21 protein-coding genes and 1 pseudogene are annotated in these 25,319 nt (G+C 56.6%); 9 read left to right on the forward strand and 13 right to left on the reverse strand.

Translation table 11 applies throughout. From position 1 onward, the window contains the following. Window positions 1-295 precede the first annotated feature (295 nt). The 3 genes from IAI47_RS17605 to IAI47_RS17615 all read left to right on the forward strand — a co-directional run bounded on the left by IAI47_RS17605 (window position 296) and on the right by IAI47_RS17615 (window position 3,453). Entirely contained in the window at window positions 296-955 is a 660-nt protein-coding gene (locus IAI47_RS17605; RefSeq protein ID WP_003855687.1) for a response regulator, read from the forward strand. Further along, entirely contained in the window at window positions 952-2,307 is a 1,356-nt protein-coding gene (locus tag IAI47_RS17610) for a HAMP domain-containing sensor histidine kinase (protein ID WP_003855688.1), read from the forward strand. Before IAI47_RS17605 ends, IAI47_RS17610 begins: the two co-directional genes overlap by 4 nt. Before the next feature lie 279 nt (window positions 2,308-2,586). Then, complete coding sequence (locus IAI47_RS17615; protein WP_033743432.1) at window positions 2,587-3,453, forward strand: nucleoside-specific channel-forming protein Tsx; 867 nt, start codon at window positions 2,587-2,589, stop codon at window positions 3,451-3,453. A 119-nt stretch (window positions 3,454-3,572) separates the two neighbouring features. Here the strand turns inward: IAI47_RS17615 and yjdN are convergent, their stop codons facing one another. Beyond that, entirely contained in the window at window positions 3,573-4,010 is a 438-nt protein-coding gene (gene yjdN / locus IAI47_RS17620; RefSeq protein ID WP_008926632.1) for a VOC family metalloprotein YjdN, read from the reverse strand. A gap of 72 nt (window positions 4,011-4,082) precedes the next feature. Then, the gene (locus tag IAI47_RS17625) at window positions 4,083-4,979 is read right to left on the reverse strand and encodes a LysR family transcriptional regulator (RefSeq protein ID WP_003855692.1); all 897 of its coding nucleotides are present in this window, start codon (window positions 4,977-4,979) and stop codon (window positions 4,083-4,085) included. Between the two features lie 114 nt (window positions 4,980-5,093). On the opposite strand from IAI47_RS17625, the gene IAI47_RS17630 reads away from it, so the two are divergent. The 3 genes from IAI47_RS17630 to abgT all read left to right on the forward strand — a co-directional run bounded on the left by IAI47_RS17630 (window position 5,094) and on the right by abgT (window position 9,523). Continuing rightward, window positions 5,094-6,407 (forward strand): amidohydrolase, encoded by a 1,314-nt coding sequence (locus tag IAI47_RS17630; protein ID WP_008926631.1) that lies wholly within the window; start codon window positions 5,094-5,096, stop codon window positions 6,405-6,407. Continuing rightward, a complete protein-coding gene (locus IAI47_RS17635; RefSeq protein ID WP_003855696.1) occupies window positions 6,404-7,846 on the forward strand; it encodes a M20 family metallopeptidase in 1,443 nt (480 codons plus the stop codon). The genes IAI47_RS17630 and IAI47_RS17635 overlap by 4 nt, the downstream gene beginning before the upstream one ends. 159 nt (window positions 7,847-8,005) lie before the next feature. Beyond that, window positions 8,006-9,523, forward strand: coding sequence for a p-aminobenzoyl-glutamate transporter (gene abgT / locus IAI47_RS17640; RefSeq protein WP_008926630.1), 1,518 nt, complete (start codon window positions 8,006-8,008; stop codon window positions 9,521-9,523). Window positions 9,524-9,603: 80 nt separating this feature from the next. Here abgT and nadS read toward each other — a convergent pair. Next, window positions 9,604-9,723 (reverse strand): annotated as a pseudogene (nadS, locus tag IAI47_RS22150) (NadS family protein); the annotation flags it as partial. A 381-nt stretch (window positions 9,724-10,104) separates the two neighbouring features. On the opposite strand from nadS, the gene IAI47_RS17650 reads away from it, so the two are divergent. Then, window positions 10,105-11,514, forward strand: coding sequence for an MFS transporter (locus IAI47_RS17650; protein WP_008926629.1), 1,410 nt, complete (start codon window positions 10,105-10,107; stop codon window positions 11,512-11,514). 45 nt (window positions 11,515-11,559) lie between these two features. On the opposite strand, the gene IAI47_RS17655 is transcribed toward IAI47_RS17650, so the two are convergent. From IAI47_RS17655 to IAI47_RS17665, 3 genes are read right to left on the reverse strand one after another with little or no spacing between them, the layout of a single operon-like run. Next, complete coding sequence (locus IAI47_RS17655) at window positions 11,560-12,870, reverse strand: cytochrome c (RefSeq protein WP_008926628.1); 1,311 nt, start codon at window positions 12,868-12,870, stop codon at window positions 11,560-11,562. A gap of 10 nt (window positions 12,871-12,880) precedes the next feature. Further along, window positions 12,881-14,665: a GMC family oxidoreductase gene (locus IAI47_RS17660; protein WP_008926627.1), complete on the reverse strand. Its 1,785-nt coding sequence runs from the start codon at window positions 14,663-14,665 to the stop codon at window positions 12,881-12,883. A 2-nt stretch (window positions 14,666-14,667) separates the two neighbouring features. Further along, window positions 14,668-15,402 (reverse strand): gluconate 2-dehydrogenase subunit 3 family protein, encoded by a 735-nt coding sequence (locus IAI47_RS17665; protein WP_008926626.1) that lies wholly within the window; start codon window positions 15,400-15,402, stop codon window positions 14,668-14,670. Between the two features lie 275 nt (window positions 15,403-15,677). Between IAI47_RS17665 and sbmA the strand changes: the two genes are divergently transcribed. Continuing rightward, the gene (gene sbmA / locus IAI47_RS17670) at window positions 15,678-16,919 is read left to right on the forward strand and encodes a peptide antibiotic transporter SbmA (protein ID WP_008926625.1); all 1,242 of its coding nucleotides are present in this window, start codon (window positions 15,678-15,680) and stop codon (window positions 16,917-16,919) included. Between the two features lie 152 nt (window positions 16,920-17,071). On the opposite strand, the gene IAI47_RS17675 is transcribed toward sbmA, so the two are convergent. Next, a complete protein-coding gene (locus IAI47_RS17675) occupies window positions 17,072-17,281 on the reverse strand; it encodes a DUF1471 domain-containing protein (protein WP_003855705.1) in 210 nt (69 codons plus the stop codon). Between the two features lie 212 nt (window positions 17,282-17,493). Further along, complete coding sequence (locus tag IAI47_RS17680; RefSeq protein WP_008926624.1) at window positions 17,494-18,681, reverse strand: MFS transporter; 1,188 nt, start codon at window positions 18,679-18,681, stop codon at window positions 17,494-17,496. A 105-nt stretch (window positions 18,682-18,786) separates the two neighbouring features. Here IAI47_RS17680 and IAI47_RS17685 point away from each other — a divergent pair, with 105 nt between their 5' ends. Continuing rightward, complete coding sequence (locus IAI47_RS17685) at window positions 18,787-19,752, forward strand: AraC family transcriptional regulator (RefSeq protein ID WP_008926623.1); 966 nt, start codon at window positions 18,787-18,789, stop codon at window positions 19,750-19,752. Here the strand turns inward: IAI47_RS17685 and IAI47_RS17690 are convergent. The 5 genes from IAI47_RS17690 to IAI47_RS22095 all read right to left on the reverse strand — a co-directional run bounded on the left by IAI47_RS17690 (window position 19,749) and on the right by IAI47_RS22095 (window position 25,224). After that, window positions 19,749-21,293, reverse strand: coding sequence for a PAS domain-containing methyl-accepting chemotaxis protein (locus IAI47_RS17690; protein WP_008926622.1), 1,545 nt, complete (start codon window positions 21,291-21,293; stop codon window positions 19,749-19,751). The genes IAI47_RS17685 and IAI47_RS17690 overlap by 4 nt on opposite strands. A gap of 227 nt (window positions 21,294-21,520) precedes the next feature. Further along, complete coding sequence (murP, locus tag IAI47_RS17695; RefSeq protein WP_008926621.1) at window positions 21,521-22,975, reverse strand: PTS N-acetylmuramic acid transporter subunit IIBC; 1,455 nt, start codon at window positions 22,973-22,975, stop codon at window positions 21,521-21,523. Continuing rightward, on the reverse strand, window positions 22,975-23,886 hold the full coding sequence (murQ, locus tag IAI47_RS17700; protein ID WP_008926620.1) for an N-acetylmuramic acid 6-phosphate etherase: 912 nt from the start codon (window positions 23,884-23,886) through the stop codon (window positions 22,975-22,977). Before murQ ends, murP begins: the two co-directional genes overlap by 1 nt. A gap of 572 nt (window positions 23,887-24,458) precedes the next feature. Beyond that, window positions 24,459-24,833, reverse strand: a complete 375-nt coding sequence (locus IAI47_RS17705; RefSeq protein ID WP_003855711.1) for a helix-turn-helix domain-containing protein — start codon at window positions 24,831-24,833, stop codon at window positions 24,459-24,461. Window positions 24,834-25,101: 268 nt separating this feature from the next. Then, the gene (locus tag IAI47_RS22095; protein ID WP_003855712.1) at window positions 25,102-25,224 is read right to left on the reverse strand and encodes a type II toxin-antitoxin system RelE/ParE family toxin; all 123 of its coding nucleotides are present in this window, start codon (window positions 25,222-25,224) and stop codon (window positions 25,102-25,104) included. Between the last annotated feature and the right edge of the window lie 95 nt (window positions 25,225-25,319).

The raw sequence follows: 25,319 nt of genomic DNA on the forward strand, positions 1-25,319 counted from the left end.
AATAATTTGTGCTGAGGCAAGGGCGAATCCCCAAGAGCTGACATCAGTCAGTGACTGGGGTGAGCAAAAGCAGCCAACGCCGCCACAGTGCGAAGTATGACAGCGGTCCGCCAAAATAATTCGTGCTGTGGCAAGGCGGCAAATGCGCGAATCCCCGGGAGCTGACATCAGTCAGTGACTGGGGTGAGCAAAAGCAGCCAACGCCGCCATAGTGCGAAGTATGACGGCGGAAGGATAATTCTGGCCTAACAATTGATGAGTAAACTCTCTCTTATCTTTATGAAGGAGATCAGCCATGCGCGTGTTACTGGTTGAAGATGATGAAATGATCGGCGCTAACCTGCAGCAGGCACTGCAGGGCGCGGGCTGGTCGGTGGATTGGGTGCGCGATGGCGTCTATGCCCAGAACGCCTGGAGCGAAGGCGGCTACAGCTGCGTGCTGCTCGATCTCGGCTTACCACGGGATGATGGCCTGCAGGTCCTGCGCCGGGCGCGCGGGCGCGGCGACGCGACGCCAGTACTCATTCTTACCGCACGCGACACGGTGGCGCAGCGGATTCAGGGACTCGACAGCGGTGCTGACGACTACCTGCTTAAACCGTTCGATTTACAGGAAGTTATGGCCCGGATGCGAGCCATTACCCGACGCAGCCACGGCGCGGCAGACTCGGTGCTGGGCAGCGGCGATGTGCAGCTGGATATGATGACCCGCGAAGTGCTCTACAAAGGCCAGCGTGAGCAGCTTACGGCGCGCGAATATGCCCTGCTCTACGCCCTGCTGGAGCGGCCGGGCGCTATTCTGTCACGCGAGCAGCTGGAAAACCGTATCTATGGCTGGGGCGATGAAGTCAGCAGCAACGCGGTGGATGTGTTGATCCACGGGATGCGCCGCAAGCTGGATAACGACGTGATCCGCAACGTGCGCGGTCTGGGCTGGCGGGTGCCGGCAATATGAAACCTTTTCGCTTTATGCGCTCACTGCGAAACAAATTACTCTCTACGCTGCTGATTATTCATCTGCTGATGATCGGTGGCGTCACCTGGTATTTCTTCAGCTGCTACGGCGATATGGTCGGCACCATGAAGGACGATCAGCTGGCGAAAATCGCGGATGCCTGGTCCACCAATAAACAGATGCCCGCCCTGATGCCGATGCTTATTGCGCCTGACAAGGCGAAAAGCGCCTTTGTGGTGCAGCTATGGGACGATCAGGGCCAGTTGCGCGCCAGCTCATGGCCGGAGCTGCAGGCCCCGCTGCAAAACCAGCGTGGCTATCGCGACGTCCATATCGGTCAGTGCGACGACTGTGAATGGCGCATCTATACCCGGCCCGGCTTGCCGGGCAGTGAGATTAAAACCATTCAGGTGATGCACAACCTCAGCTACATGAAGGCATTGATGGTCAAGCGGGCGCTGTCAGCGATCATTCCGATGATCCTAATGATGCCGCTGTCGCTGCTGGTGATCTGGCTGGTCGTACGCAAGATCACCCGGGATCTGCAGGTCGCTTCGCGTCAGATTGCGGCGCAGGAGACGCATCATCCGCACAACGTCTCACCCGAAGGCTTGCCGGATGAGATCCTGCCGCTGGTGGCCGCCTATAACTCGCTGCTGAGTAAACTGCGTGAGGCCTGGTCGTCACAGCGTCAGTTTTTGGAAGATGCCGCTCATGAACTGCGCACGCCGGTAACGGCCGTGACGTTACAGCTGGAAAACCTGCGTCAGCATATTCAGCCAGGCGAAGCGAGCCGGCAGTTCAGCCAGCTGGAAGCGGGCGTGACACGTACCCGTCACCTGGTCACGCAATTACTCAATGTCTCACGCCAGGATGACCAGAGCGTGGTCGCCAGCGTTGAGCATATCGAACTGGAAGATCTGCTGAAAGAGAGCATTGAGCAGCTGATGGTCGTGGCGGATAAACGCGGCATCGATATCGGCTTTAATGGCTCCACGCAGTACCGTCTGCAGGCCAGCCGTTCCGAGCTGCGAAGCCTGTTCGATAATCTGATTGGTAACGCCATGCTACACACCCCGGAAGGTAGCCTGGTCGATGTACTGCTGCATCGGGTTGCCGGAAAGACCGTGGTCGATATTGTGGATAACGGGCCGGGCATGCCGGAATCCTTTATCGAGCGCGCATTTGATCGCTTTACCCGTTCGCCTGATGTTAAAGCTCAGGGTAGCGGCCTGGGATTATCCATTGTGCGCAACGTCGCTCAAAAGCATCAGATTCACGTCGCCCTTTCTAATTGCCTCTCGCCACAGGGTGCAATTTGTGGTTTGCAGGTTCGCGTTACACTTCCCTGATTCCCGCTGTTTGATCACGAACCAGACAACGTAAACGGTTGCCTGGTTCCGTTCGATCCACGCCGTTATTGTGAAGCTCATCACATTTTAGCTGAATTGTAATGCAACACTTTTTGACAAACGTGAGCAAAATCTATTTTCTATCGATCTGTTACAGGCACGCTACGCGGGCTGAAGAACTGGCTGTTATTTGCTGTGAAACCCTCATTCCCATCAAGGGACCGATTTTTCTCTGACTGCGTCTGCTGTGCGGCGGTCAAAAGCATGTGGCTGATAATAATGAAATATAAAACGTTGATAGCAGGTGCCGTGCTGGCATGTTCATTGAGTGGTGCTGCGCAGGCAGCGGAAAGCGATCCGCAGTATGTCTCCGACTGGTGGCATCAGAGCGTAAACGTGGTCGGTAGTTACCACACGCGTTTCGGACCGCAGTTTAACAACGACGTTTATCTGGAATATGAAGCGTTTGCCAGGAAAGACTGGTTTGATTTCTACGGCTATCTCGACGTGCCTAACTTCTTCGGCGTGGGCAACAGCAATGCCAATGGCGTGTTCGACCACGGTTCACCGATGTTTATGGAGATTGAACCACGCTTCTCTATCGACAAGCTGACCGGCACCAGCCTGGCCTTTGGCCCGTTCAAAGAGTGGTATTTCGCCAACAACTACATTTACGACATGGGCCGTAACAGCGATAACCGCCAGAACACCTGGTACATGGGTCTGGGCACCGATATCGATACGCACAGCGATGTCGGCCTGTCGCTGAACGTCTATGCCAAATATCAGTGGGAAAACTACGGCGCGGCGAACGAAAACAGCTGGGATGGCTATCGCTTTAAGGTGAAATACTTCGTGCCAATCACCACGCTGTGGGGTGGTAACCTGGGCTATGTGGGCTTCACCAACTTCGACTGGGGTTCCGATCTCAATGAGAAAGGCGGTTCATCACGCACCAGCAACTCTATTGCCTCCAGCCACATTCTGTCCCTGGGTTACGATCACTGGCACTTCTCTGCGGTGGCGCGTTACTTCCATAACGGCGGACAGTGGGCGGATGGCCAGGAGCTGAACTTCGGCAAGGGTCCGTTTGAAGTGAAATCGACCGGCTGGGGTTACTACCTGGTGGCGGGTTATAACTTCTGATAATAGCGGGCGGTTGCAACAACCGCCCGTTTAGTCGGTGAGCTGGCCCAGGACATCACGCATCAGGGCCAGCTTTTCAGCTGCAGGCTAATCTGATAAGCACTGCATCTGCTCTGCATTTAATTCTGCGGCTTCTCAACATTGATGCGCCATGGAATGTTGAATTTATCAATGAACATCGCGAATCCGTTCGACCAGAACGTCTCCTGCCACGGCGTCGTCACTTTGCCGCCTGCCGATAATTTCTCAAACCAGGCTTTGCCCTTTTCAACATCATGGGTAGAGAGGCTGACCGCGTAACCCGCATGCTCTGACGCTGGCGGCTGTTCGGTATTGCCATCGCTGAGCATCAGCTCACCCTCACCAATGCGTAATTGCGCATGCATGATCTTTTCTGGCGGCTGTGGCGCTGCGGACTCATCGCCGACCTGCTCACCCTGATCCGGCATATCACCGAATTTCATTTTAGAGAGTAACTCTCCACCGGTTGCCTGCAGGTAAAAGTCGATAGCCTCTTCACAACGGCCATAGAGAAACAGATAAGGACTAACTTGCATCGTAACCTCTATTTGTCGGTTGGATTTTTTCAGTACCTTAACAGTGTAGACGATCGACTTTACGTATTGATTTTACTGACAATAACGGCGAAAGAGTTGTGCCATATAACTGCTCATTGGGGTCAGCGTCGTGTCTTTGCGCTGAATCAGATAGAAGATCGCTTTCGGCAAAGGGTCATCGAGCGACAGTGCCACCAGCGAACGGCCCAGAATGGGATCGTCAATCACGTCGACCGACAGAATACTGATGAAATCACTTTGTGCCACCAGGCTGGTGCAGGCCATAAAGGTTTCACAGGTCACCACGATTTTAGGTGCCATGCCGCGCTCGCCAAACAGATCGTGCAGCAAGCGATAGTAACTGCCTTTCGGGGTTGGCATCGTCCAGTCTGCCTGCTGTAATTCTGCCAGAGAACGGGCTTTCTCCAGCGGATGGCCTTTGCGCACCACCACTTTGTACTCGCGCTCCATTACCCGCTCATACATCAGCTCCTGATCGAGATGGCTCTGGTCATACGTATTGATAGTGAAATCGAGCGCCCCCTGACGCAGCTCATGCACCATAGAGACCAGCTGGCCTTCAACAATGCGCACCTTCACGAGTGGGTATTCGCGATGAAACTGGTTTATCACCTGCGGCATGATGGTGCGGGCCACGCTGCCACCCACGCCAATATTCACCTGACCGCCGCCCAGCCCCAATCGCTGCTGGATATCCTCTTCGGCGACCCGCAGCTCTGCCAGTACCAGGCTGGCATGACGAAAAAAGTTATCACCGATATCGGTCAGCACGACACCCTGCTGACGGCGGATAAACAGCTTTGCCCCCAACTCGCGCTCCAGCTCCTGAATCGCTTTGGTTAACGCCGGTTGCGACAGCCCGGAAAGTCGGCTTGCCGCCCGGATACTGCCCTGTCGCGCCACGTCAGTGAAAGCGCGCAGCTGATGAAGTTTGAGATTGGCAGACATAGTTTTTCGATAACCGTTGTTTATCAGTCACAAGATATTCGCATCTTATGCCGCCCAACTCCATTGTGTAGATTCGATGCAGTGCATAAAAAATCAACAACGAGGAGAGAGCCGATGAGACCCCTTTCAGAGCACGTCTGCGCCCTGCTGCCAAAGCTGCAACAGTGGCGTCGCGACTTCCATCACTACGCCGAATCGGGCTGGCTTGAGTTCCGCACCGCGACGTTAGTCGCAGAAGAACTGCATAAGCTCGGTTATCAACTGGAGCTGGGCCGTGAAGTGATCGACGCCGATGCGCGGATGGGCTTACCTGACGAAGCCGTACTGAAGCAGCAGGAGGCGCGCGCGTTACAGCAGGGCGCGCTACCGCAGTGGATCAGCCACTTCTCCGGCGGATTCTGCGGCATTGTGGCGACACTTGAGACCGGTCGCCCCGGTCCGGTGATGGGCTTTCGCGTCGATATGGATGCACTGGATCTCAATGAAAGCCAGGCCGACGATCATCTGCCACAGCGTGAAGGGTTCGCCTCCTGCAACGCCGGCATGATGCACGCCTGCGCCCATGACGGTCACACCACCATTGGTCTGGGCCTCGCTTCCGTGCTGATGGCGATGAAAGATGAACTCAGCGGCACAATTAAACTGATCTTCCAGCCCGCCGAAGAGGGTGTGCGTGGTGCCAAAGCGATGGTCGCGGCAGGCGCAGTCGATGACGTTGATCGTTTTACTGCGATTCACATCGGTACCGGCGTGCCGGCAGGCGAAGTGGTATGCGGCAGCGACAGCTTCCTGGCTACTACCAAGCTGGATGTTCACTTCACCGGCGTCGGTGCTCATGCGGGCGGTCGCCCGGAAGAGGGTCGCAACGCCCTGCTGGCTGCCGCACAGGCGACGCTGGCGCTGCATGGCTTAACACAGCACAGCGGCGGCGTGGCGCGGGTTAACGTTGGCGTGCTACAGGCAGGAACCGGCCGCAATGTGGTGGCCGACTGCGCCCTGCTGAAAGTCGAAACCCGTGGCGTCACTAATCAGGTTAATGACGATATTTATCAGCAGGCGCTGCGGGTGATTGACGGTGCAGCCGCGATGTATGGCGTTGAGCAGCAGGTTTCATTAATGGGTGCTGCACGCAGCTGTACCCCGACACAGCCGTGGGTCGATTTTATCCATCAGCAGGCAGATGCACTCGGCATATTCGACTCTGTGGTCGATCGTAAAGCGCAGGCGGCAGGTTCGGAGGATGCCACTTACATGATGGAGCGCGTAAAGCAGCGTGGCGGTCAGGCCTCTTACGTCATTTTTGGCTGTGAACTGGCGGCGGGTCACCACAATGCGAAATTCGACTTTGATGAGCGGGTCATGCCAGACGCCATCACGTTGCTGGCAACACTGGCGCTGAATCAGGCACAGTTCGGAGGATCACAATGATTGAAGCATTTATTGCCGGGTATATCGATCGCCATCAGCTCCGCTTCAGCACGCTCAGTGACGCTATCTGGGACACGCCGGAAACCCGTTTTGCCGAAACCCGATCCTCTGCTCTGCTGGCTGACGCGCTGGAAAAAGAAGGATTCACTGTGGAACGCGGTGTGGGTGGCATCGACACCGCCTTTATCGCCAGCGTGGGCAGCGGCAAGCCGGTGCTCGCTATCCTCGGCGAGTTCGATGCGCTGGCTGGTCTGAGCCAGCAGTCGGGCTGTGCACGGCCGCAGCCGCTGGAGGCTAACGGCAACGGACACGGCTGCGGCCACAACCTGCTCGGTACAGCAGGTGTAGCCGCGGTGTGCGCCGTAAAAGCCTGGATGGAACAGCATCACACGGGCGGCACGGTTCGCTTTTACGGTTGCCCTGGCGAAGAAGGCGGATCGGGCAAAACTTTTATGGTGCGCGAAGGGCTGTTTGACGACGTTGATGCCGCGGTAACCTGGCATCCTGAAGGCTTCAGCGGCATGTTCAATTTGCGCACGCTCGCCAATATCCAGGCGGCGTTCAGCTTTAAAGGCATCGCGGCGCACGCGGCCAACTCTCCCCACCTGGGCCGCAGCGCGCTGGATGCCGTCACGCTGATGAATACCGGTGCCAACTTTCTGCGCGAGCATATCGTGCAGGAAGCGCGTCTGCACTACGCCATCACCAATAGCGGTGGCGTTTCACCGAATGTGGTGCAGGCTGATGCAGAGGTGCTTTACCTGATTCGCGCCCCGGAACTGCCGCAGGCGCAGGCGATCTACGAACGGGTGATTAACATCGCCAGGGGCGCTGCACTGATGACCGACACCACGCTGACCGTGCGTTTTGACAAAGCCTGTTCAGACTACGTGCCTAATCGTGCACTTGAAGCGGTCATGGAGCGCTATTTGCATCAGTTTGGTTTGCCCGACTACAGCGACGAAGAGCGCGCGTTTGCGGCGGAACTGCGTGCCACTCTGACCGATGACGATCTGCGCAACGCCCGGCTCAATGCCGCCCGTACGGGTGGCGAAGCCGGTCATGCCTGGGCTGCGCAACTGGGCAATAAGCTGTTCATGGATGAGGTCGCGCCCTATGCGGTTACGCGTGAGCTGCTGTATGGCTCCACCGATGTCGGCGATGTCAGCTGGGTGACGCCGACCGCACAGTGCTTTGCGCCCTGTTTTACCTTCGGCACGCCGCTGCACACCTGGCAACTGGTGGCGCAGGGCCGCACCACTATCGGGCATAAGGGGATGTTTCTGGCAGGCAAAGTGATGGCGGCCACGGTGTTAACACTGCTAACGGATCCGCAGGCGCTGGCAGGCTGCCGGGCCGAGTTTGAACGGGTGCGCGCCGCGCAGCCTTATATCTGTCCGATCCCGGCGGGGATCACACCAACAAAACTGGCCGAATGAGCCACCGGCCGTGTCTCTGACACGGACCACTATAAAAATAGTGCAAACACATCCCTGCTTCAGCGGAGCCGACTCTGAACTCACCGTCGGTCATATACCATGACCGACGCCAGACCGGGCCTGCGCCGATAGGGGAAACACAAGACGAGAACCCATACCATGGAAGCAACATCCGAGAACCGAAGCCCCGGCAGGCTCTTCAGCTGGATCGAGCGTGTGGGCAATAAAGTGCCCAACCCGTTCTTACTGTTTGTTTATTTGATCGTGGTGCTGATGGTGGCCACCGCCATTATCAGTGCACTGGATCTGGCGGTAAAGAACCCCAGTAACGGTGAAATGGTGCGGGTGAACAACCTGCTGAGCGTCGCAGGCATTCAGTGGATCCTGCCCAATATCATCAAAAACTTCAGCAGCTTCACCCCGCTGGGATCGATTCTGGCGCTGGTGATTGGTGCCGGTCTGGCGGAAAAAGTCGGCCTGCTACAGTCACTGATGGTGAAGATGGCGTCGCGCGTCAGCCGTCGTTACGCCAGCTATATGGTGCTGTTTATCGCCTTCTTCAGCCATATTTCCTCGGATGCTGCGCTGGTGGTGATGCCGCCACTCGGTGCGCTGATCTTCCTGGCAGTGGGCCGTCATCCGGTTGCAGGCCTGCTGGCGGCCATTGCCGGCGTCGCCTCTGGCTTTACCGCCAATCTGCTGATTGTCACCACCGATGTGCTGCTCTCGGGCATCAGCACCGAAGCGGCTAAAGCCGTCAGCGATACGGTGCATGTCAGCGTCATCGACAACTGGTTCTTTATGGCGACCTCGGTGATTGTGCTGACGATAGTGGGCGCGCTGCTCACTGATAAATTCGTCGAGCCGCGCCTGCCGCAGTGGCAGGGCAACGGTGAGAAGCTGGCGGCACTGACGCCTCTGGAGAACCGCGGTTTGCGGGCCGCCGGGATCGCCGCGCTGCTGTTTATCGCCCTGATGGCGCTGCTGGTGGTCCCCGAAAATGCACCGCTACGCAATCCCACCACCGGCGCCATCATTCCTTCGCCTTTTATTCAGGGCATTGTGCCCATCATCATTCTGTTCTTCTTTGTGGTGGCGATTGCTTACGGCGTGGTGACACGGCAGATCCGCCGTCCGGATGATATCCCGCAGCTGCTGGTCGATCCGATGAAGGGCATGGCGGGCTTTATTGTGATGGTGTTTCCGCTGTCGCAGTTCGTGGCGTTCTTCAACTGGAGCAACATGGGAAAATTCATGGCAATCGGGCTGACCGATGTGCTGGAAAGCGCAGGCGTCAGCGGCGCGCCCGCCTTTCTGGGCCTGATGTTCCTGTCGGCGTTTCTCTGTATGTTTATCGCCAGCGGCTCAGCAATCTGGTCAATTCTGGCGCCGGTCTTTGTGCCGATGTTTATGCTGCTCGGCTTTCATCCCGCCTTCGCTCAGATGATTTTCCGCATCGCTGACTCCGCCGTACTGCCGCTGGCACCCATGTCGCCCTTCCTGCCGCTGTTCCTGGCCTTTTTGCAGCGTTATCAGAAAGATGCGCAGCTCGGCACCTATTACGTGCTGATTTTCCCCTATCCGCTGGTGTTCTTTATCAGCTGGATAGCGCTGCTGATGGTGTGGTATCTGCTGGGTCTGCCAATTGGGCCGGGTGTCTGGCCGAAACTGCCTTAAGTCTCAGTGCCACCGATGCAGGCATTATCGGTGGCGCTTTCTCTCTTTTCCGGCTGGGGGATATCGGGGCATGGGTTGAGTGCCCGAATAGCCTTCACATCGGCCACCGTATAGCGCGTAACACGACCAGGCACCCGGACGCCGTTTTTGATCTCAACAGCTTCTTCCAGCGATGCTTTCAGCTCGTCAAAAAAACTCACGTTAACCTCATCTTTCCGTAATTGGGTCTGCTTCTTCAGCTCAGCTTTTTCCGCGTCCGTGAAGAAAGTGTCACAAAGCGGGACTATGCTAGCGCAAGGACGCCATTTGCATCCATGCGGACCTGCCCTCACGTGACCGGGCTGAGAGACAGCCCGGAATTTGCGGCATGCAGATCCTGCTCCAGTCGTCGCTGCCGGAGTACGTGCGCCACAGATGGCAAAACCTGCAACGTACATTGCTAAATCGTCAGCAACACCCCGCTCGGCAACGGCGGATGAATTGATTATTCTGCTATTTCTTCGCTTGCTAACGGTTAACTCTGTTAGTCCTTATCTGACCGGCTGCGAGTCGTCTCCACACTGCCTGAGGTTCATGCTGAAATGACCACTACCTCCACTAGCCTGCCGCCACTGCACGCTTCATCGGCGGCCCGCAACAGCTTAGCCGCACGGGTTGATGCGCTGCCCTCCTCCACCGGTTTGTGGCGCTTTATTACGCTGCTGGCGCTGGGCGGTTTTTTTGAGCTTTATGACCTGTTTGAAACCGGCTATATCAGCACCGGCCTGCTATCCGCAGGCGTCTTTCACACCGGCGCGGCAGGCGTGCTGGGCTTCTCCGATCAGGCGGCATTCGCCTCGGCCACTTTTCTCGGCCTGTTTTTCGGTGCCAGCCTGCTGGCGCCCTACGCTGACCGCTTTGGTCGCCGTCTGACCTTTATGTGTGCGCTGCTGTGGTATGGGCTGTTTTCACTGCTGATGGCGTTCCAGCAGAGTGCGGAGATGATTATTCTGTTCCGATTCCTGGTGGGGATCGGGCTGGGCGTCGAGCTGGTGACCATTGACACCTATCTGTCGGAGTGGGTGCCGACCCATCTTCGCAGCCGCGCCTTTGCCTTCTCTTTTTTCGTGCAGTTTTTGTCGGTACCCGCCGTGGCGCTGATGTCCTGGTGGCTGATTCCGCAAACGCTGCTCAGTCTTGAAGGCTGGCGCTGGGTGGTGATCGCAGGCGCGGTCTGTTCACTGGTGATCTGGCTGGTGCGCAGAAATCTGCCGGAGTCGGCACGCTGGCTGGCGCAGCAGGGCCGTCATCAGGAGGCGCATCAGGTATTGTCCACGATGGAGCAGCGCTGTGGTATCCCGGCTGGCCCCGCTGTTCAGCCCGATGACGCCGCAGGGCAGCTGCCAAAACGAGGGCGTTTCAGCGAGATATGGTCACCCGCTTACCGCAAGCGCACCCTGATGCTGGTGGTGATGAACTTTTTCCAGGCGATCGGCTTTTTCGGCTTTGGTAACTGGCTGCCTGCGCTGCTGTCAGGAAACGGTGCCACGGTGACGCACAGTTTGCTTTATGCCTTCTTCATCACGCTGGCCTATCCGCTCGGTTCGCTGATCTGCAGCCGCTACGCTGACAAGCTGGAGAATAAGTGGCAGATCGTCCTGTCGTCGCTGATGACGGTGGTGTTCGGCACGCTGTTCGCCTTCCAGACGCAGCCAGTATTGCTGATTCTCTGCGGCTTCCTGATCACCTGGTCCAACGCCTGGCTGACCTTCAGCTTCCACGCCTATCAGACCGAGATCTTCCCGACCCATATCCGCGCGCGGGCAGTCGGCTTCTGCTACTCCTTCAGTCGCCTTTCTACGGTCTTCAGCAGTATTCTGATTGGGGTGATATTGCAGTATGCCGGCACGCCAGGCGTAATCACCTTTATCGTGCTGAGCATGGTGATGGTGATGCTGTCGGTAGGGATTTACGGGCCGAAAACACGCGGAATCGATCTGGAGAATATTTAAAAAAAAGGCCGTCATCCTGTTGATGACGGCCTCTGTTACTGTCGGTTATTTACCTTCCAGTACGCTGATATCCGCACTGCCCAGCCGATCTTTCTCATCTTTACGCAGCTCAGCGACCTGTTTCGCGCTGACCTGTTTCGACGCCGTGTTGCCCCAGCTGTTGCGCACGAAGTTCACCACGTCCGCCACCTGCTGATCGTTCAGACGCCAGCCAAATGCTGGCATAGTAATGGTCGACGGCGCGCCATTCACGCCAGGCAACTGCCCGCCCACCAGCACGATATGGATCAGGGAGGTGGGATCGTCCGCCAGAACGACCGGATTACCGCGCAGCGCTGGATAGAAGCGTTTATAGCCACTGCCATCGGTTTTATGACATGCCGCGCAGCTGTCAACGTAGGTTGCAGCACCCGTCTGGCTGTCATCACCACGCCACAGCGCTTTTGCCGTGGCATCATCCACGCTGAACGCTGCCTGATGGGGATCTTTCGCACCCAGTGACTTCAGATAGCGCGCAATTGCCGTGATATCAGACTCGCTCAGGTGCTGCAGACTGTGTTCCACCACATCGGTCATGCCACCGAACGCGGCAGTCTGGTCGTTGCGGCCATAACGCAGGAACTGACGCAGATCGTCTTCGCTCCAGCGCCCCAGCCCATCGCGGTTATCGCCGCGCAGGTTGCTGGCGGTCCAGCCATCAATAGGAGCACTGCTGCCCGCCAGATAGTCGCTGCCCTCTTCGTTAGTCAGCGCCTTCTCCTGCATGGTGATGCTACGCGGTGTATGACAGGCCCCGCAGTGGCCCAGTCCTTCAACCAGATAGCGACCGCGTGCCAGCACCGGATCTTCCTCTGCTGCAGGCTGGAATGCTTTCACGTCGGGCGCAAAAATCCCGCGCCAGACCGCCAGCGGCCAGCGCATCGATAGCGGCCAGGGAATGTCGCTCTCCCGATTTGGCTGCTTAACCGCCGCAACGCCATGCATGAAGTAAGCGTAAAGCGCCTTCATGTCTTCATCGCTGACCACGGCGTAGGAGGGATAGGGCATCGCCGGATAGAGCGTATCGCCGTTTTTCGCTACGCCGTGACGCACCGCTTTCTGGAAGTCGTCGTAGCTGTATTCACCAATGCCGGTGTCGCGATCGGGCGTAATGTTGGTGGAGTAGATGGTACCAATGGGTGTCGCCATCGGCAGACCACCGGCAAACGCCGCGCCGCCTTTGCTGGTGTGGCAGGCAACACAGTCCCCGGCACGCGCCAGATACTCACCCCGTTTAACCAGATCGTCCTGGTTGCTCTCCGCCAGTGCGGCAAACGTCAGGGAGCCAAGAACCAGAGCCAGAATGCTATTTTTCATCGCCATATCCTTATGCCTGCACCAGTGGGCCGGGGTTTTTCAGGTAGTGTTCGCGAATAGCTTTGGCTGACCAGTAAGTCAGCGCCGCCACCATGCCGGTCGGGTTGTAACCCAGTCCCTGCGGGAAGGCGGATGCGCCTGGAACAAAGACATTCGGCACATCCCAGCTTTGCAGATAACGGTTAACCGCACTGGTTTTGGGATCGTCGCCCATGATCGCCCCGCCGCTGATATGGGTGGTCTGATACACCGTGGAGTCAAAATGGGTGCCCGGCTTTTTCGCGCCGCCGATGATCATCTTTGGATTCATCGCTTCAGCAATATTGCGCATCTTATCGACCATAAACTGCGCCATTTTGATGTCGTTATCCTGCCAGTCAAAGGTCATGCGCAGCAGCGGCTGCCCATAGGCATCCTTGTAGTTAGGATCGAGATCGAGGTAATTGGCGCGATAGGACTGGTGAGCGCCATGCGCATCCATCGACAGGTGATGCGTGTAGGTGTCCGCTACCGCCGCTTTCCATTTGCTGCCCCAGTTAGGCGTACCCGCAGGCACTGGCAGGCCAGAGATCGGTTTGGTGCCCGCCTGGTTGACCCAGAATGGCGAACCGCCGACAAAGCCCAGTGGCCCATGGTCGAAGTTATCCGCGTTGAAATCATCCACCGCGACGCCTGCACCACCCGCACCGATAAACGGATTGGTGGTGGTGTTTTTATCAAACAGCGCCTTGAGCGTAGAGAGGTTCTGATAGGCGAAGTTACGGCCCACAGTGCCTTCGTTGGTCATCGGATTGTACGGTTTGCCGATGCCCGACAGCAGCATCAGATGCACATTGTGGAACTGGAAGGCGGAAAGGATGACCAGATCTGCGGGCTGAACCTGCTCACGGCCCTGTCCATCCACATAGGTCACGCCGGTGGCACGCGTTTTGTCATCGCTGAGATTGACCCGCAGTACATAGGAGTTGTTGCGCAGCTCAAACTTCGGCTCCTGACGCAGCGCGGGCAGGATATTGACGTTCGGCGACGCTTTGGAATACATGTAGCAGGCGTAGCCGCTGCAGTAACCGCAGAAGTTGCACGGCCCCATCTGCGCGCCATAGGTATTGGTGTACGGACCTGACGTATTGGCGGAGGGCAGATCATAAGGATGATAACCCACTGACTCTGCCGCCTGAGCAAACAACTGCGCCGAGTAAGTACGCTTCTGCGCGGGCAGCGGGAAGTTATCTGAGCGGTCGGGCGCAAACGGGTTACCACCTTTATCTTTGCCGACCACTTTACCTTTGATACTCCAGGCGCTGCCTGAGGTGCCAAAGACTTTTTCCGCCTTGTCGAAGAACGGCTCCAGTTCATCGTAGCTGACGCCAAAATCCTGAATCGTCATGCCTTCCGGAATGAAGTTTTTACCGTAGCGCTCTTCGTAATGGCTGCGCATCCGCAGCTCAACGGGATCAACACGGAAATGGACGCCTGACCAGTGCAGGCCTGCGCCACCGGTCCCGGTGCCGGGCAAAAATGCCGCCAGCTGGCGATAAGGTACCGCCGTCTGAGAAGCGTCATGACGAATCGTCACGGTGCTTTTGGAGAGGTCCTGGAAGAGCTTTTTGCGGACGTTATAGGTCAGCTCATCAATGGACTGCGGATAGGATCCATCGGGATAGGTATCACGATGCGGCCCGCGCTCCAGCGCCAGTACGTTAAGGCCCGCTTCAGTCAGCTCTTTCGCCATAATCGCGCCTGCCCAGCCGAAGCCGACAATGACCGCATCCACTTTTTTCATTTCGTTTGCCATGCTTAGCTTCTCTCTCCGCGAATCGACACTGACGGGAACGGATACCGTTCGCCGCGCTCTACCCAATCCATAAAGTCGGCGCGAGCGCCAGGGAAGTTGATCAGCTTCCAGCCGACCATGCCCTGATTCCCGCCGTGGATAGGATCGCTAAAGAAGCCTTCACGGGTGTTCTGCAGCAGGAAGCTGAAGAAGACTTTTGCCGGCAGCTGGCTGAATTCCGCGCTGCCACTCTCCATCGCCTGCAATAAGGCATCCTGCTGCTCACCGCTGAGCTGAGCAAAGACCTTGCCGTGCTGCTTTTTGCTGTAATTATCCGCATCGGCCAGACCAAGGCGGTAAATCTGCTGTGGCACCAGCGGCAGCTGATAGCCCAGCTCTTTCGGCAGGTCGGGATTAAACGGACCCTGCATATACCAGTTCGATCCCGTGGCATACGGCGTATTCATTTGACGATCGATAAATTCCGGCACGCCCGCTTCCAGCGCTCCCGGTCCGCGTTCATCGCTGGGAATCAGGCGTGCCACGGCGGCGGTAATAAAGGCAAACTCTTCGGCGGTAAACCAGTTCGGCTGGTAATCACGTGCCTGCTGCGGTGCGGCCGGGGTTTCAGCCGCCTGCGCGGCCAGCGGAAGGGAGAGCGCGCCCATTGCGGTGGAGCCTACCGCCATCGCAGGCGCCAGGGTAATTGTCTTCAGCAAAAAATCCCTGCGTGAATGACCCTTTTTTTGTTCTGACATGACATTGCCTCATTCCCGCACTCACTGGCGGTATGAAAAAGTGGTGGTTGCGTTGTAATGGTTTTTATCAGCAGATACAGGCGTGGCGCCTGCTTGTTACCGGTAACAAACCTGCATATTGTATCACTGCCATTCACAAAGATTTAGTTCAAAGAAACAAAATCGCACAATTTCATTAACATCTATCTTCTTCCTGTCATGAGCAGAAACAACAGACTACAGACAGCGACACGTCAAAAACGTTATAACAAGCAATACACAACAGCGGAGTACCTATGTTTAAGTCTTTTTTTCCGCGGCCAGCGCTGTTTTTCAGCTCTGCGGCTGTCTGGAGCTTATTAGCAATTTTTGCCTGGTTCGGCTTTGCCGCCCATCTGCCAGGCATCTGGCCCACTTTTGAAACCGCAATGAAGCAGCCCCTCCCAACGACGGCGGCGCGTTTTATTGCCGCAAGTCAGCTCTGGTTTTATCTCTATTACTGGATAATGGTAGCTATTTTTGCCGGGGCCTGGCGGCTTATTGATCCGCATCCATGGCGGCGCTGGTCTGTGTGGGGTTCTGCGCTGATCATCTTTGTCACCTGGTTTGGCGTGCAGGTAGGTGTCGCCATTAATGCCTGGTATGGCCCGTTCTACGATCTGATTCAGAAAGCGCTGACCAAAGCGGGATCGGTGCAGATTGCAGAGTTTTACCATGAGGTTATCTCTTTTCTCGGCATCGCATTAATCGCGGTGGTGATTGGCGTACTCAACTCCTTCTTTATCAGCCACTGGGTTTTCCGCTGGCGTACGGCCATGAATAACTACTACATGCACAACTGGCAGCGCCTGCGTCATGTCGAAGGTGCTGCACAGCGTGTGCAGGAAGACACCATGCGGTTTGCAACCACGCTGGAAAACTGGGGGGTGAGTTTTATTCAGGCGATTATGACGCTGGTCGCGTTTTTGCCGGTGCTGGTCGCGCTGTCACATCATGTGAAAGATATTCCGATCCTCGGCAATATTCCTTACGCGCTGGTGATAGCCGCTGTGCTCTGGTCCGTATTCGGCACCGGGTTGCTGGCGCTGGTTGGGATTAAGCTGCCGGGGCTGGAGTTCCGCAATCAGCGGGTTGAAGCCGCCTACCGTAAAGAGCTGGTTTACGGCGAAGACAATGCCGATCGCGCCGGGCCACAAACGGTGCAGGAGCTGTTCAGTCGGGTGCGGGTTAACTACTTCCGACTCTATTTCCATTATCTCTATTTCAATATCACCCGCATTCTCTATCTGCAGGTCGATAATGTGTTTGGTCTTTTCCTGCTGTTCCCGTCGATTGTCGCGGGCACGATTACGCTGGGCTTACTCAACCAGATCACCAACGTGTTTGATCAGGTACGCGGCTCGTTCCAGTATCTGATCGCCTCCTGGTCAACGCTGATCGAACTGATGTCGATCTACAAGCGTCTGCGCAGCTTTGAGCAGATTCTGGATGATGTGCCGCACGATGAGATGATGCGCGAGGCATCGGAAGACGTGTAACGGGTGAGGATTGCCGTTTTTTGACATAAAAAAGCCACTCGTCAGAGTGGCTTTTTCGTTTGCAAAATCTGGAAGTAAAATCTTTTATTTCAGCAGAAACGCCGCCAGGACGCCCGAAGGCGTCCTGTCAGCATCAGAGGGTAAATTGCAGCTTATTTCAGCAGCTCAGCAGTCATGTGAACGCCGTTGTTGGTGTAGGCTTCAGTGATTTTATATGAAGCACCAGCATCCTGAGCCTGCGCAGCGATTTTCGCTTCAGCACCGTCCAGCGTAGAGTCGACAGCGGTCACAGATTGGGCGAAGCTGGCGAATGGCAGAACAGAAAGGGCGATAACAGCTGCAAAAGTTTTGATAGATTTCATGGTCAATTCCTCGGTTAATTTTTATCAGGTAAGGCGTGCTGCCTTGTTGATAGATATATTAGCCCTGAAGTTGATCAGTAAAAAGCGGAGGGTTTTGCTTAACTCATTCAATAAAACTGATGATAAAAAGCACATTTCGCACAGTTATCACTCAAAAGGTTAATAATCCAGATTCAATAAAAAAGGCAGCATAACGCGCTGCCTTCAGAGAATTATCCGTGATGCCTTACCCGGCTGAAGATAGTTAGCGCAGCCAGCAGCATCAGTACGCCGCTGGCAACAAACACACCGCCTGCGCCGCGCAGGTCAAACATCCAGCCGCCTGCCGCCGCACCAACGGTAATCGCCAGCTGGATAGTGGCAACCAGTAAACCGCCGCCCGATTCCGCATCATCCGGCACCGCGCGTGAAATCCACGTAGACCAGCCGGTTGGCATCGAACCAAACGCCATCCCCCAGATCGCCACGCCCGCGCCGACCAGCCAGCTGACATCACCAAAGCTCACCAGCAGCAGCGCGGTGATACTCATTAACAGCGCCATGCCACTCAGCGTCAGCGACACACTACGGGTGACCAGATAACCGGCCAGCGAGGTGCCAAAAAAGTTCGCTACGCCAAAGGCCAGCAGCACCAGCGACAGCTGATTAAGGTTGAGCTGCGCGACACCTTCCAGAAACGGACGCAGGTAAGTAAAGAAGGCGAAGTGGCCGGTAAACATCATGATCACGGCCAGCATGCCCCACTGCATCACACCGATACGCAGCAGTGCCAGCACCCCGCCGTTGCGGGCTTTGTTCTCTGCCGGCATGGCGGGCAGCGTAAAGAATTGCCACAGCAGCGCCACCGCGCCCAGCCCGGCGGTCAGCATAAAGATGTTGCGCCAGCCGACCAGTCCACCGAGATAGCTGCCAAGCGGCGTAGCGATAATTGTCGCCAGCGAGATACCACTAAACACAATAGAGAGTGCACGTGGCACCTGATCGCTGGGCACCAGACGCATAGTGATAGCGGTTGAAAGTGTCCAGAAGCCACCAATGGCCATACCCAGCAGCACCCGCGCCAGCAGGATTACCGTCAGGTCAGCCGCAAAGGCCACCATCAGCGCAGAGGCGATCAGCAACAGTGAAAAAACCAGCATCACAATACGGCGGTCAATTCGCCGCGTGACGCTGCCGGTCACCAGGCTGGTAAACAGCGCGACCAGTGCAGTAATGGTGACGGTCTGTCCCGCCTGCCCTTCGGACACACCGAGACTGTGCGCCATCGGCGTCAACAGACTCACAGGTAAAAATTCGGCGGTGATGAGGCTGAACACCCCAAATGCCATGGCAAATACCGCACCCCACGCGGGACGGGTCGGCGAGGAAACCTCATCAGCCACTTCGGTTGTCAGACTCATGCTGCTTCTCCGGAAGATAAAAAAAGTGAGTGTGAGCATAGAGTGTCGCATCAGGACGATCTATGATGCTTACACCTTCATTTTTGATAATTCGTCTGGAATCACATGAGCCACTATGGAGATCTGACCAGTGAACTGCTGATGGGGATGCGCCTGTATGGCGTGAACTACCAGCGCATCGCGGTAAGCGCGCCATTCGGGTTGCGCTACGAGCACGCACCGGGCCGGGCGCAGTTCCACTTTGTCGGGCGTGGCTCACTGCTGGTGCGCAGCGCCTCCGGCGAGGTGTTTCAGCTCAACAGCGGCGATGCGCTGCTGGTGCCACACGGTAAACCGCACAGCCTGATCTCCAGTGAGGAGGCGGACTGCCAGTGCATTAAAAACATGGCGAGCAAGCCGCTCTGCGACAGCGTCTGCGCCATCGCCGCCCCGGAAGATGCCGGTGAGGACGAGCACAGCGTACTGCTGTTCAGCGCCTGCATGGCGTTTGAGCTTGGCGGCATGCAGCCGCTGATCAATACCATGCCGGATGTGATGCTGGTGAGCACTCTGCTGTCGCAGTACCCGGAGATTCAGCCGATCCTGGCCGCAATGGAGCGGGAGTCACGCACGCGTCAGGCGGGGTTTGCCGGCATTCTGTCGCGTCTGGCGGATGTCGTGGCCGCACTGATTGTGCGCGGCTGGGTAGAAAACGGCTGCGGCCAGAGTAGCGGGCTGGTGCAGGCAATGCGCGACCCGCGTCTGAGTCAGGCGATTGCCGCGATGCATCGGGAGCCGGGCGAAAACTGGACGGTAGCGCGACTGGCCAGCGTGGCAGGCTGTTCGCGCTCGGTGTTTGCCGGACGTTTTCTCAATGCCACCGGTATGACGCCGCTGCGTTATCTTACGGAGTTGCGGATGCGGCTGGCGGTGCAGCGGATTGTGAACAATGGGGAAGCGGTGGAAGCCGTGGCCTATCATCTCGGCTACGGCTCGATTGCGGCGTTCAGTCGCGCGTTTAAGCGGATCGTTGGTCAGTCGCCTGGCGCGCTGCGTGCCGGACGCGAAGGCACGCAGGCGCTGGCTTCTTAGCGAAAGACGCTGATCGCTTCCACCAGACGGTTAGCCTGATGGGTCATGCGACCAGACGCCTCAGCGCTTTCTGTCACGCGGGCAGCGTTCTGATGGGTGATATCATCGAGATCTTCTACTGCTGAGCTGACCTCGCTGAGCGCCGTCGCCTGTTCCGCCGTAGCGGCACTGATCTGGGCGATTAGCGCAGTGACATTCTGCACCTGCGACACGATATCCTGCATCGTCCGGCCCGCCGCGCTGGCATGCTCATTGCCCGATTTGACCCGGCTGCTGCTGGTTTCAACCAGCATTTTAATCTCGCTGGCGGCTTTAGCGCTGCGTTGCGCCAGGCTGCGAACTTCACCCGCGACCACGGCAAAGCCTTTACCCTGCTCACCTGCCCGCGCCGCTTCCACCGCAGCATTCAACGCCAGAATATTAGTCTGGAAGGCAATGCCGTCGATCACGCTGGTTATATTGGCGATACGCGTTGAGCTGTCGGCAATTTCGCCCATCATGCCCATCATATCCGTCATCACATCGCCGCCTTTGCTGGCGGCGTGACTGGTGCTGGCTGAGAGGCTATTCGCCTCATGTGCAGTTTCGGTGTTGCTCTTCACCGTCGCGGTCATTTCGTTCATGGTCGCCGCGGTTTGCTGCACGTTAGCCGCCGCCTGTTCAGTACGGCGACTCAGTTCGTTGTTACTGCGGGCGATGGCATCACTGGCACTCAGCACATTGATCGCCTGGCCGCTGACATCATCCACCAGCCAGCGGAACATCAATCCGAGCTGGCCAATGGCACGTAGCGTGACGCCGACCTCATCCACACGATCCATCTGTTCAACCTGATGGCTGGCACCGGTCGCTACGCGGAGCGCCTGTTTGCACATCCGCTCAATAGGACGTGAAATCTGCTGCTCCAGCCACACACTGCAGAGCAGAAGCAGCCCAGCCATTCCCGCAGCAAAGCCTGCCAGTGCAGTGTGGGTCATGCCCAGTGCCCAGACGCCCGCCACCGAGAGAGGCAGTAACGCCATCAGCGTGCTGCGAATCCGCCAGCGCAGGGGCAGCGTCTTCAGGATTGAGGCGGGACGACGCCAGCCGCTGCGCACCAGCAGGCCTTTGTGAAAACGTCGCCCTCTGGCGCGGCCTTCACGAAAATCCTGATAGAGCACTTCTGTCTGACGCACCTCTTCAGCCGTAGGTTTGGTGCGCACGGACATATAACCCTGCACTTTACCGTCGCGTACGACCGGAATGGCATTGGCACGCACCCAGTAGTGGTCGCCGTTTTTCCGGCGGTTTTTGACCAGCGCAGTCCAGGGTTCGCCCTGCTTCAGCGTCGCCCACATATCGGCAAAGGCTTCTGGCGGCATATCGGGGTGACGCACCATGTTATGCGGCTGCCCGTTGATCTCGTCAGCAGTGAATCCGCTTGCTTCGATAAACGCGTCGTTGGCGTAGGTAATGTGGCTGTTGAGATCGGTGGTCGACATCAGTGTCGCATGATCATCGAACAGATATTCACGCTGAGAGACAGGCTGGTTGTTACGCATCAAAAGTCCTTGGAGACCCGACGTCCTGCACGCAACAGTCTGAGGCGCAGCGTGAAAACGGCGGGCTGAGAAATAACGATTACCCTTTTTTATATTTTCGGCATGCCCGCGCCGACTCTTTAGTAATACGCTTTAATTTCTGCCGCGAAAAAAGCCACTTTGCAGCGGCTTTCACACTTTTGATCTGTTTTTATCCGTTAGCCAGACTGGAGAATTCCGGCAGTGGCTTAACTGAGGTCAACATTACGGGTGCCAAACCACCAGGTGAGCAGAAAACCGCCGGTCCATGCGACGATCAGCCCGGCCAGGTAAACTGCCATCCCGGCGAAGATGCCCTGGCTGGAGGTCATCAGTGGCAGAGTGACCAGCCCGGACGGCCCGAATACCGTGTTCATCCCCACTGGCAAACCCAGCCACGCGACCAATCCAATAAAAAAGCCGCCCAGTGCTCCGCCGCCACAGGCGGTGATAAAGGGCTTGAGGCGGGGCAGCGTGACACCATAGATCAGCGGCTCGCCCACCCCAAGCAGGCCGGGGACAATTGCACCTTTGATCTGCGCCCGCAGCAGCGCGCCTTTTTCTGCTTTGCACCAGAGTGCCAGTGATGCGCCGACCTGGCCTGCGCCCGCCATTGCCAGAATCGGAAACAGCGAGTTAAATCCCTGGGTTTCCATCAACGCAAAATAGACAGGAATAAAGCCCTGATGAATACCGAACATCACCGCAATCAGGAACAGTCCAGCCAGCAGCGCGCAGCCAAAGGGATTGCTATTGAGGTGGATAAACAGCCACGACATTCCCTTAAACAGTTCGCCGCCCAGCGGCATAATCAGCAGATAGGTGATGGCGCCCGTGATCACCAGCGTAAACAGCGAGGTGAGGATCATATCCAGGTTGTCAGGAATGATTTTGCGCAGCTGTTTCTCTATCCACGCCCCGATAATCGCCGCCATCAGCACACCGATAATGTTGCCGCGCGGATCGATCGTCAGACCAAAGAAGCTCTCCATACCGCTGTAGTAGCCGGTGGTGGCCGTGGGCACATAGCCGAGCACAAACAGCGAGGCGATGATGGCGCCGTTTACGCCGCTGCCGCCAAAGGCTTTCTGTGCGTTATAGCCGATCAGAATACTGAGAAAGGTGAACAGCCCTTTGCCGAACACCTTCATGTAGGCCACGGTGTGCAGCAGCCAGGGCGCGTGATCGCCGGGCGCATTAAGATGGAGACTCTGTTCAATCAGCGTGGCAAATCCCAGCAGCAGTCCCGCGCCGATAAAGCCTGGGATTAGCGGCGTGAAGATAGTGGCGAAGCGCGACAGGAACTGATGCACCCCACTGGTCTGTTTCGCCTTTAGCTGCTGCTTCTGCTGCGCTGCCAGCTGGCTAAGCGCCGCCGTTTCGCCCTGCGAAGCCATTGCAGTATCACCCTGCGACAGCAGGCTTTGCATTCCCTCGGCGGCGGTTTGCGCTTTTCCTGGCCCCACGACAATCTGTAACTGCGCATCGCTGTCGATGACCCCCAGCACGCCCGGCAGGCTTTTTAACCTGGAAAGATCAGCCTGTTCTGGCTGATTCAGCGTCAGGCGGAGCCGTGTCATGCAGTGACCGCAGGCCGCGATATTCTGCGCACCACCGACCGCCTGCAGGATGTCGCGTAACAGTGCCTCGGTGATTTTCGCCATCAGCGTGCCCCCGCTGCCTGTAGCGCCTGACGGATAAAGCCCTGATGCTGACCGAGCAGCGCTTTGGCCTCATCGGCGTTCAGGTCAGCCAGTACCATCAGGATGGCGGTTTTGCAGTGTCCGCCACAGCCGGTCAGCGCCGCACGAGCAGTCGCGTCATCACAATCCGTAGCCTGCATGACGATGTTGACCTGGCGCTGCACCAGTTTCTGGTTAGTGGCTTCCACATCGACCATCAGGTTGCCATAGACTTTTCCGCTGCGGATCATTGATCCGGTGGTGAGCATGTTGAGCACCAGTTTCTGCGCCGTGCCCGCTTTCATGCGGGAGGAGCCGGTGACCACTTCCGGACCGACCACGGGTGTGAGCGCAATGGCGGCAACCTGTGACATCGCGCTGCCCGGATTACAGCTAAGCGACACAGTGGTCGCGCCCAGTTCATTCGCGTAAGCCAGCGCACCCAGCACATAAGGTGTGCGACCACTGGCGGCGATACCGACCAGCACGTCATGGCGGCTAAAATGGATGTCTTTCAAATCCTGCGCGCCCTGTTCCCGGTTATCTTCGGCGTTTTCAACCGCCTGTAGTATTGCGGTGTGGCCGCCGGCAATCAGGCCAATCACCTGCTCACGCGGCGTGCCAAAGGTAGGCGGGCATTCGCTGGCATCCAGGATGCCCAGCCGCCCGGAGGTGCCCGCACCGCAATAGATCAGTCGTCCACCTGCACGAAACGCGGCACAGATGGCGTCAACGGCGGTGGCGATTTGCGGCACGATGGCCTCAACCGCCAGCGCCACCTTTTTATCTTCGTCATTAATGACGCGCAGCATCGCTTCGGTGGAGAGTTCATCAATGTTCTGGCTGGCCGGGTTGCGGCCTTCGGTGAGCATCTGGCTGAGGTCGAGTTTCATGGCGGGCTCCGCTAAGGAATAAATTATTCGATTTACTCACTATCATAACGAATGATTAATTCATTGAGTGAGATCTTTTTTCAATGGCTGTGGGGTGGGTCATGTTGCGGGGGATTGGGCTGGTTAGCGTTGAGCTTAAGCAGGGTGCCTGGCATTCGGGGCTTAATGGCTTTGTGATCAGAGCCAGTCAGAAAAGGTTCACCTGATCGTAAAGACGCATTCGTCATCCATGACGCTCGGCCCACGCCATCCCTGGCGGTGGGACGCTTTACTCTTCAGGTGAACCTTTTCTTCCCTTAGGCTGTTTTATTGCTGTTTGTAAAGGGCTTGAGCTTGCCGATAAGATTTAAAAATCCGTGCTGTATCGCAAATAAATCCTTCGATACGATCTTTTGATTTTCTTAAAATACAGCGCATAGCTGGCATAAAGGCGGATACAAAGGGGGAGCGGAGTAAAGCGTCCGCCGCATGGATGCGGCGGCCGAGGCCCCAGGGATGGGTTTACGCCGACTTTACGTAGCCACCCTTTGTGTCCGACTGAAAGGCACAATGCGGTTTAAAAGCACGTTGATTTAATCAATATAAAGTTGTGACGTTCTGCAGTCATATAAGGCTGCCAGCTTCTCAAGCGTTTGTTTTTGAGGTTTCTTTCTCGACTCTAACTTCGAAACGCCAGCCTGCGTGATGCCTAATTTGTTCGCGACCTCTTCCTGCGACATTTGCCGATGTAAACGCCAGGCAACATGCAAAGGAACAGATTGCCTCCGGCTGATTTTCATTACGTCATGGGGAATCGTTTCGTCATCATCCGGTCCCGCTTTATAGGTGAGAGGCTCAAATACGTCGTCTAAGTGACGCCCGGCCATGAGCCGGTTAAACAACTCAATGGGGATGACGGCACCCGTGCGGTTCCCGCGCTCGTCTGTCAGAAACTGTATCGCATTCATGGTTAATCACTCCTTACTGCCGCAACAGTCCAGACCTGATCATCTGCTGGCGCGACTTAGCTATGTTCTTATCTGCTCTTAACTCAGTGGTGACGCAGGCTAACCCCAACCGCTTGCTAACGCTTTTTATACGTGGTCGATGTTCTTCTTACGACTTCTAGAATAGCGATAACCACTGGCTGACCTTTCTCTATCTTCCACAGCACGCGGTAGTGACCCACCACCAACTTCATTCGCTTCTCTTTATCATCCGTCAGCTTTTCGACCTTCAGATGGGAATATCAGGCCACTTAGCCAGCGCCTCTACAGCATCTTCGATGGCGTTACCTTCTTTCTGAGGCAGCCCATATAGCTGTTTCAATGCCCTTTTCGTCCAGTTAATTTCTGGCATCCGTCAACACTCCTTGTTGTCAAAGCACGCTTTCAATCCACCTTTAAAAATAACCAAATTCAGTCATAAAAGCAACGAAAAAGCTATCAAAAGCG

Origin of the sequence: Pantoea sp. MT58, assembly GCF_014495885.1 — a bacterium.
GTDB classification, from domain to species: domain Bacteria; phylum Pseudomonadota; class Gammaproteobacteria; order Enterobacterales; family Enterobacteriaceae; genus Pantoea; species Pantoea eucalypti.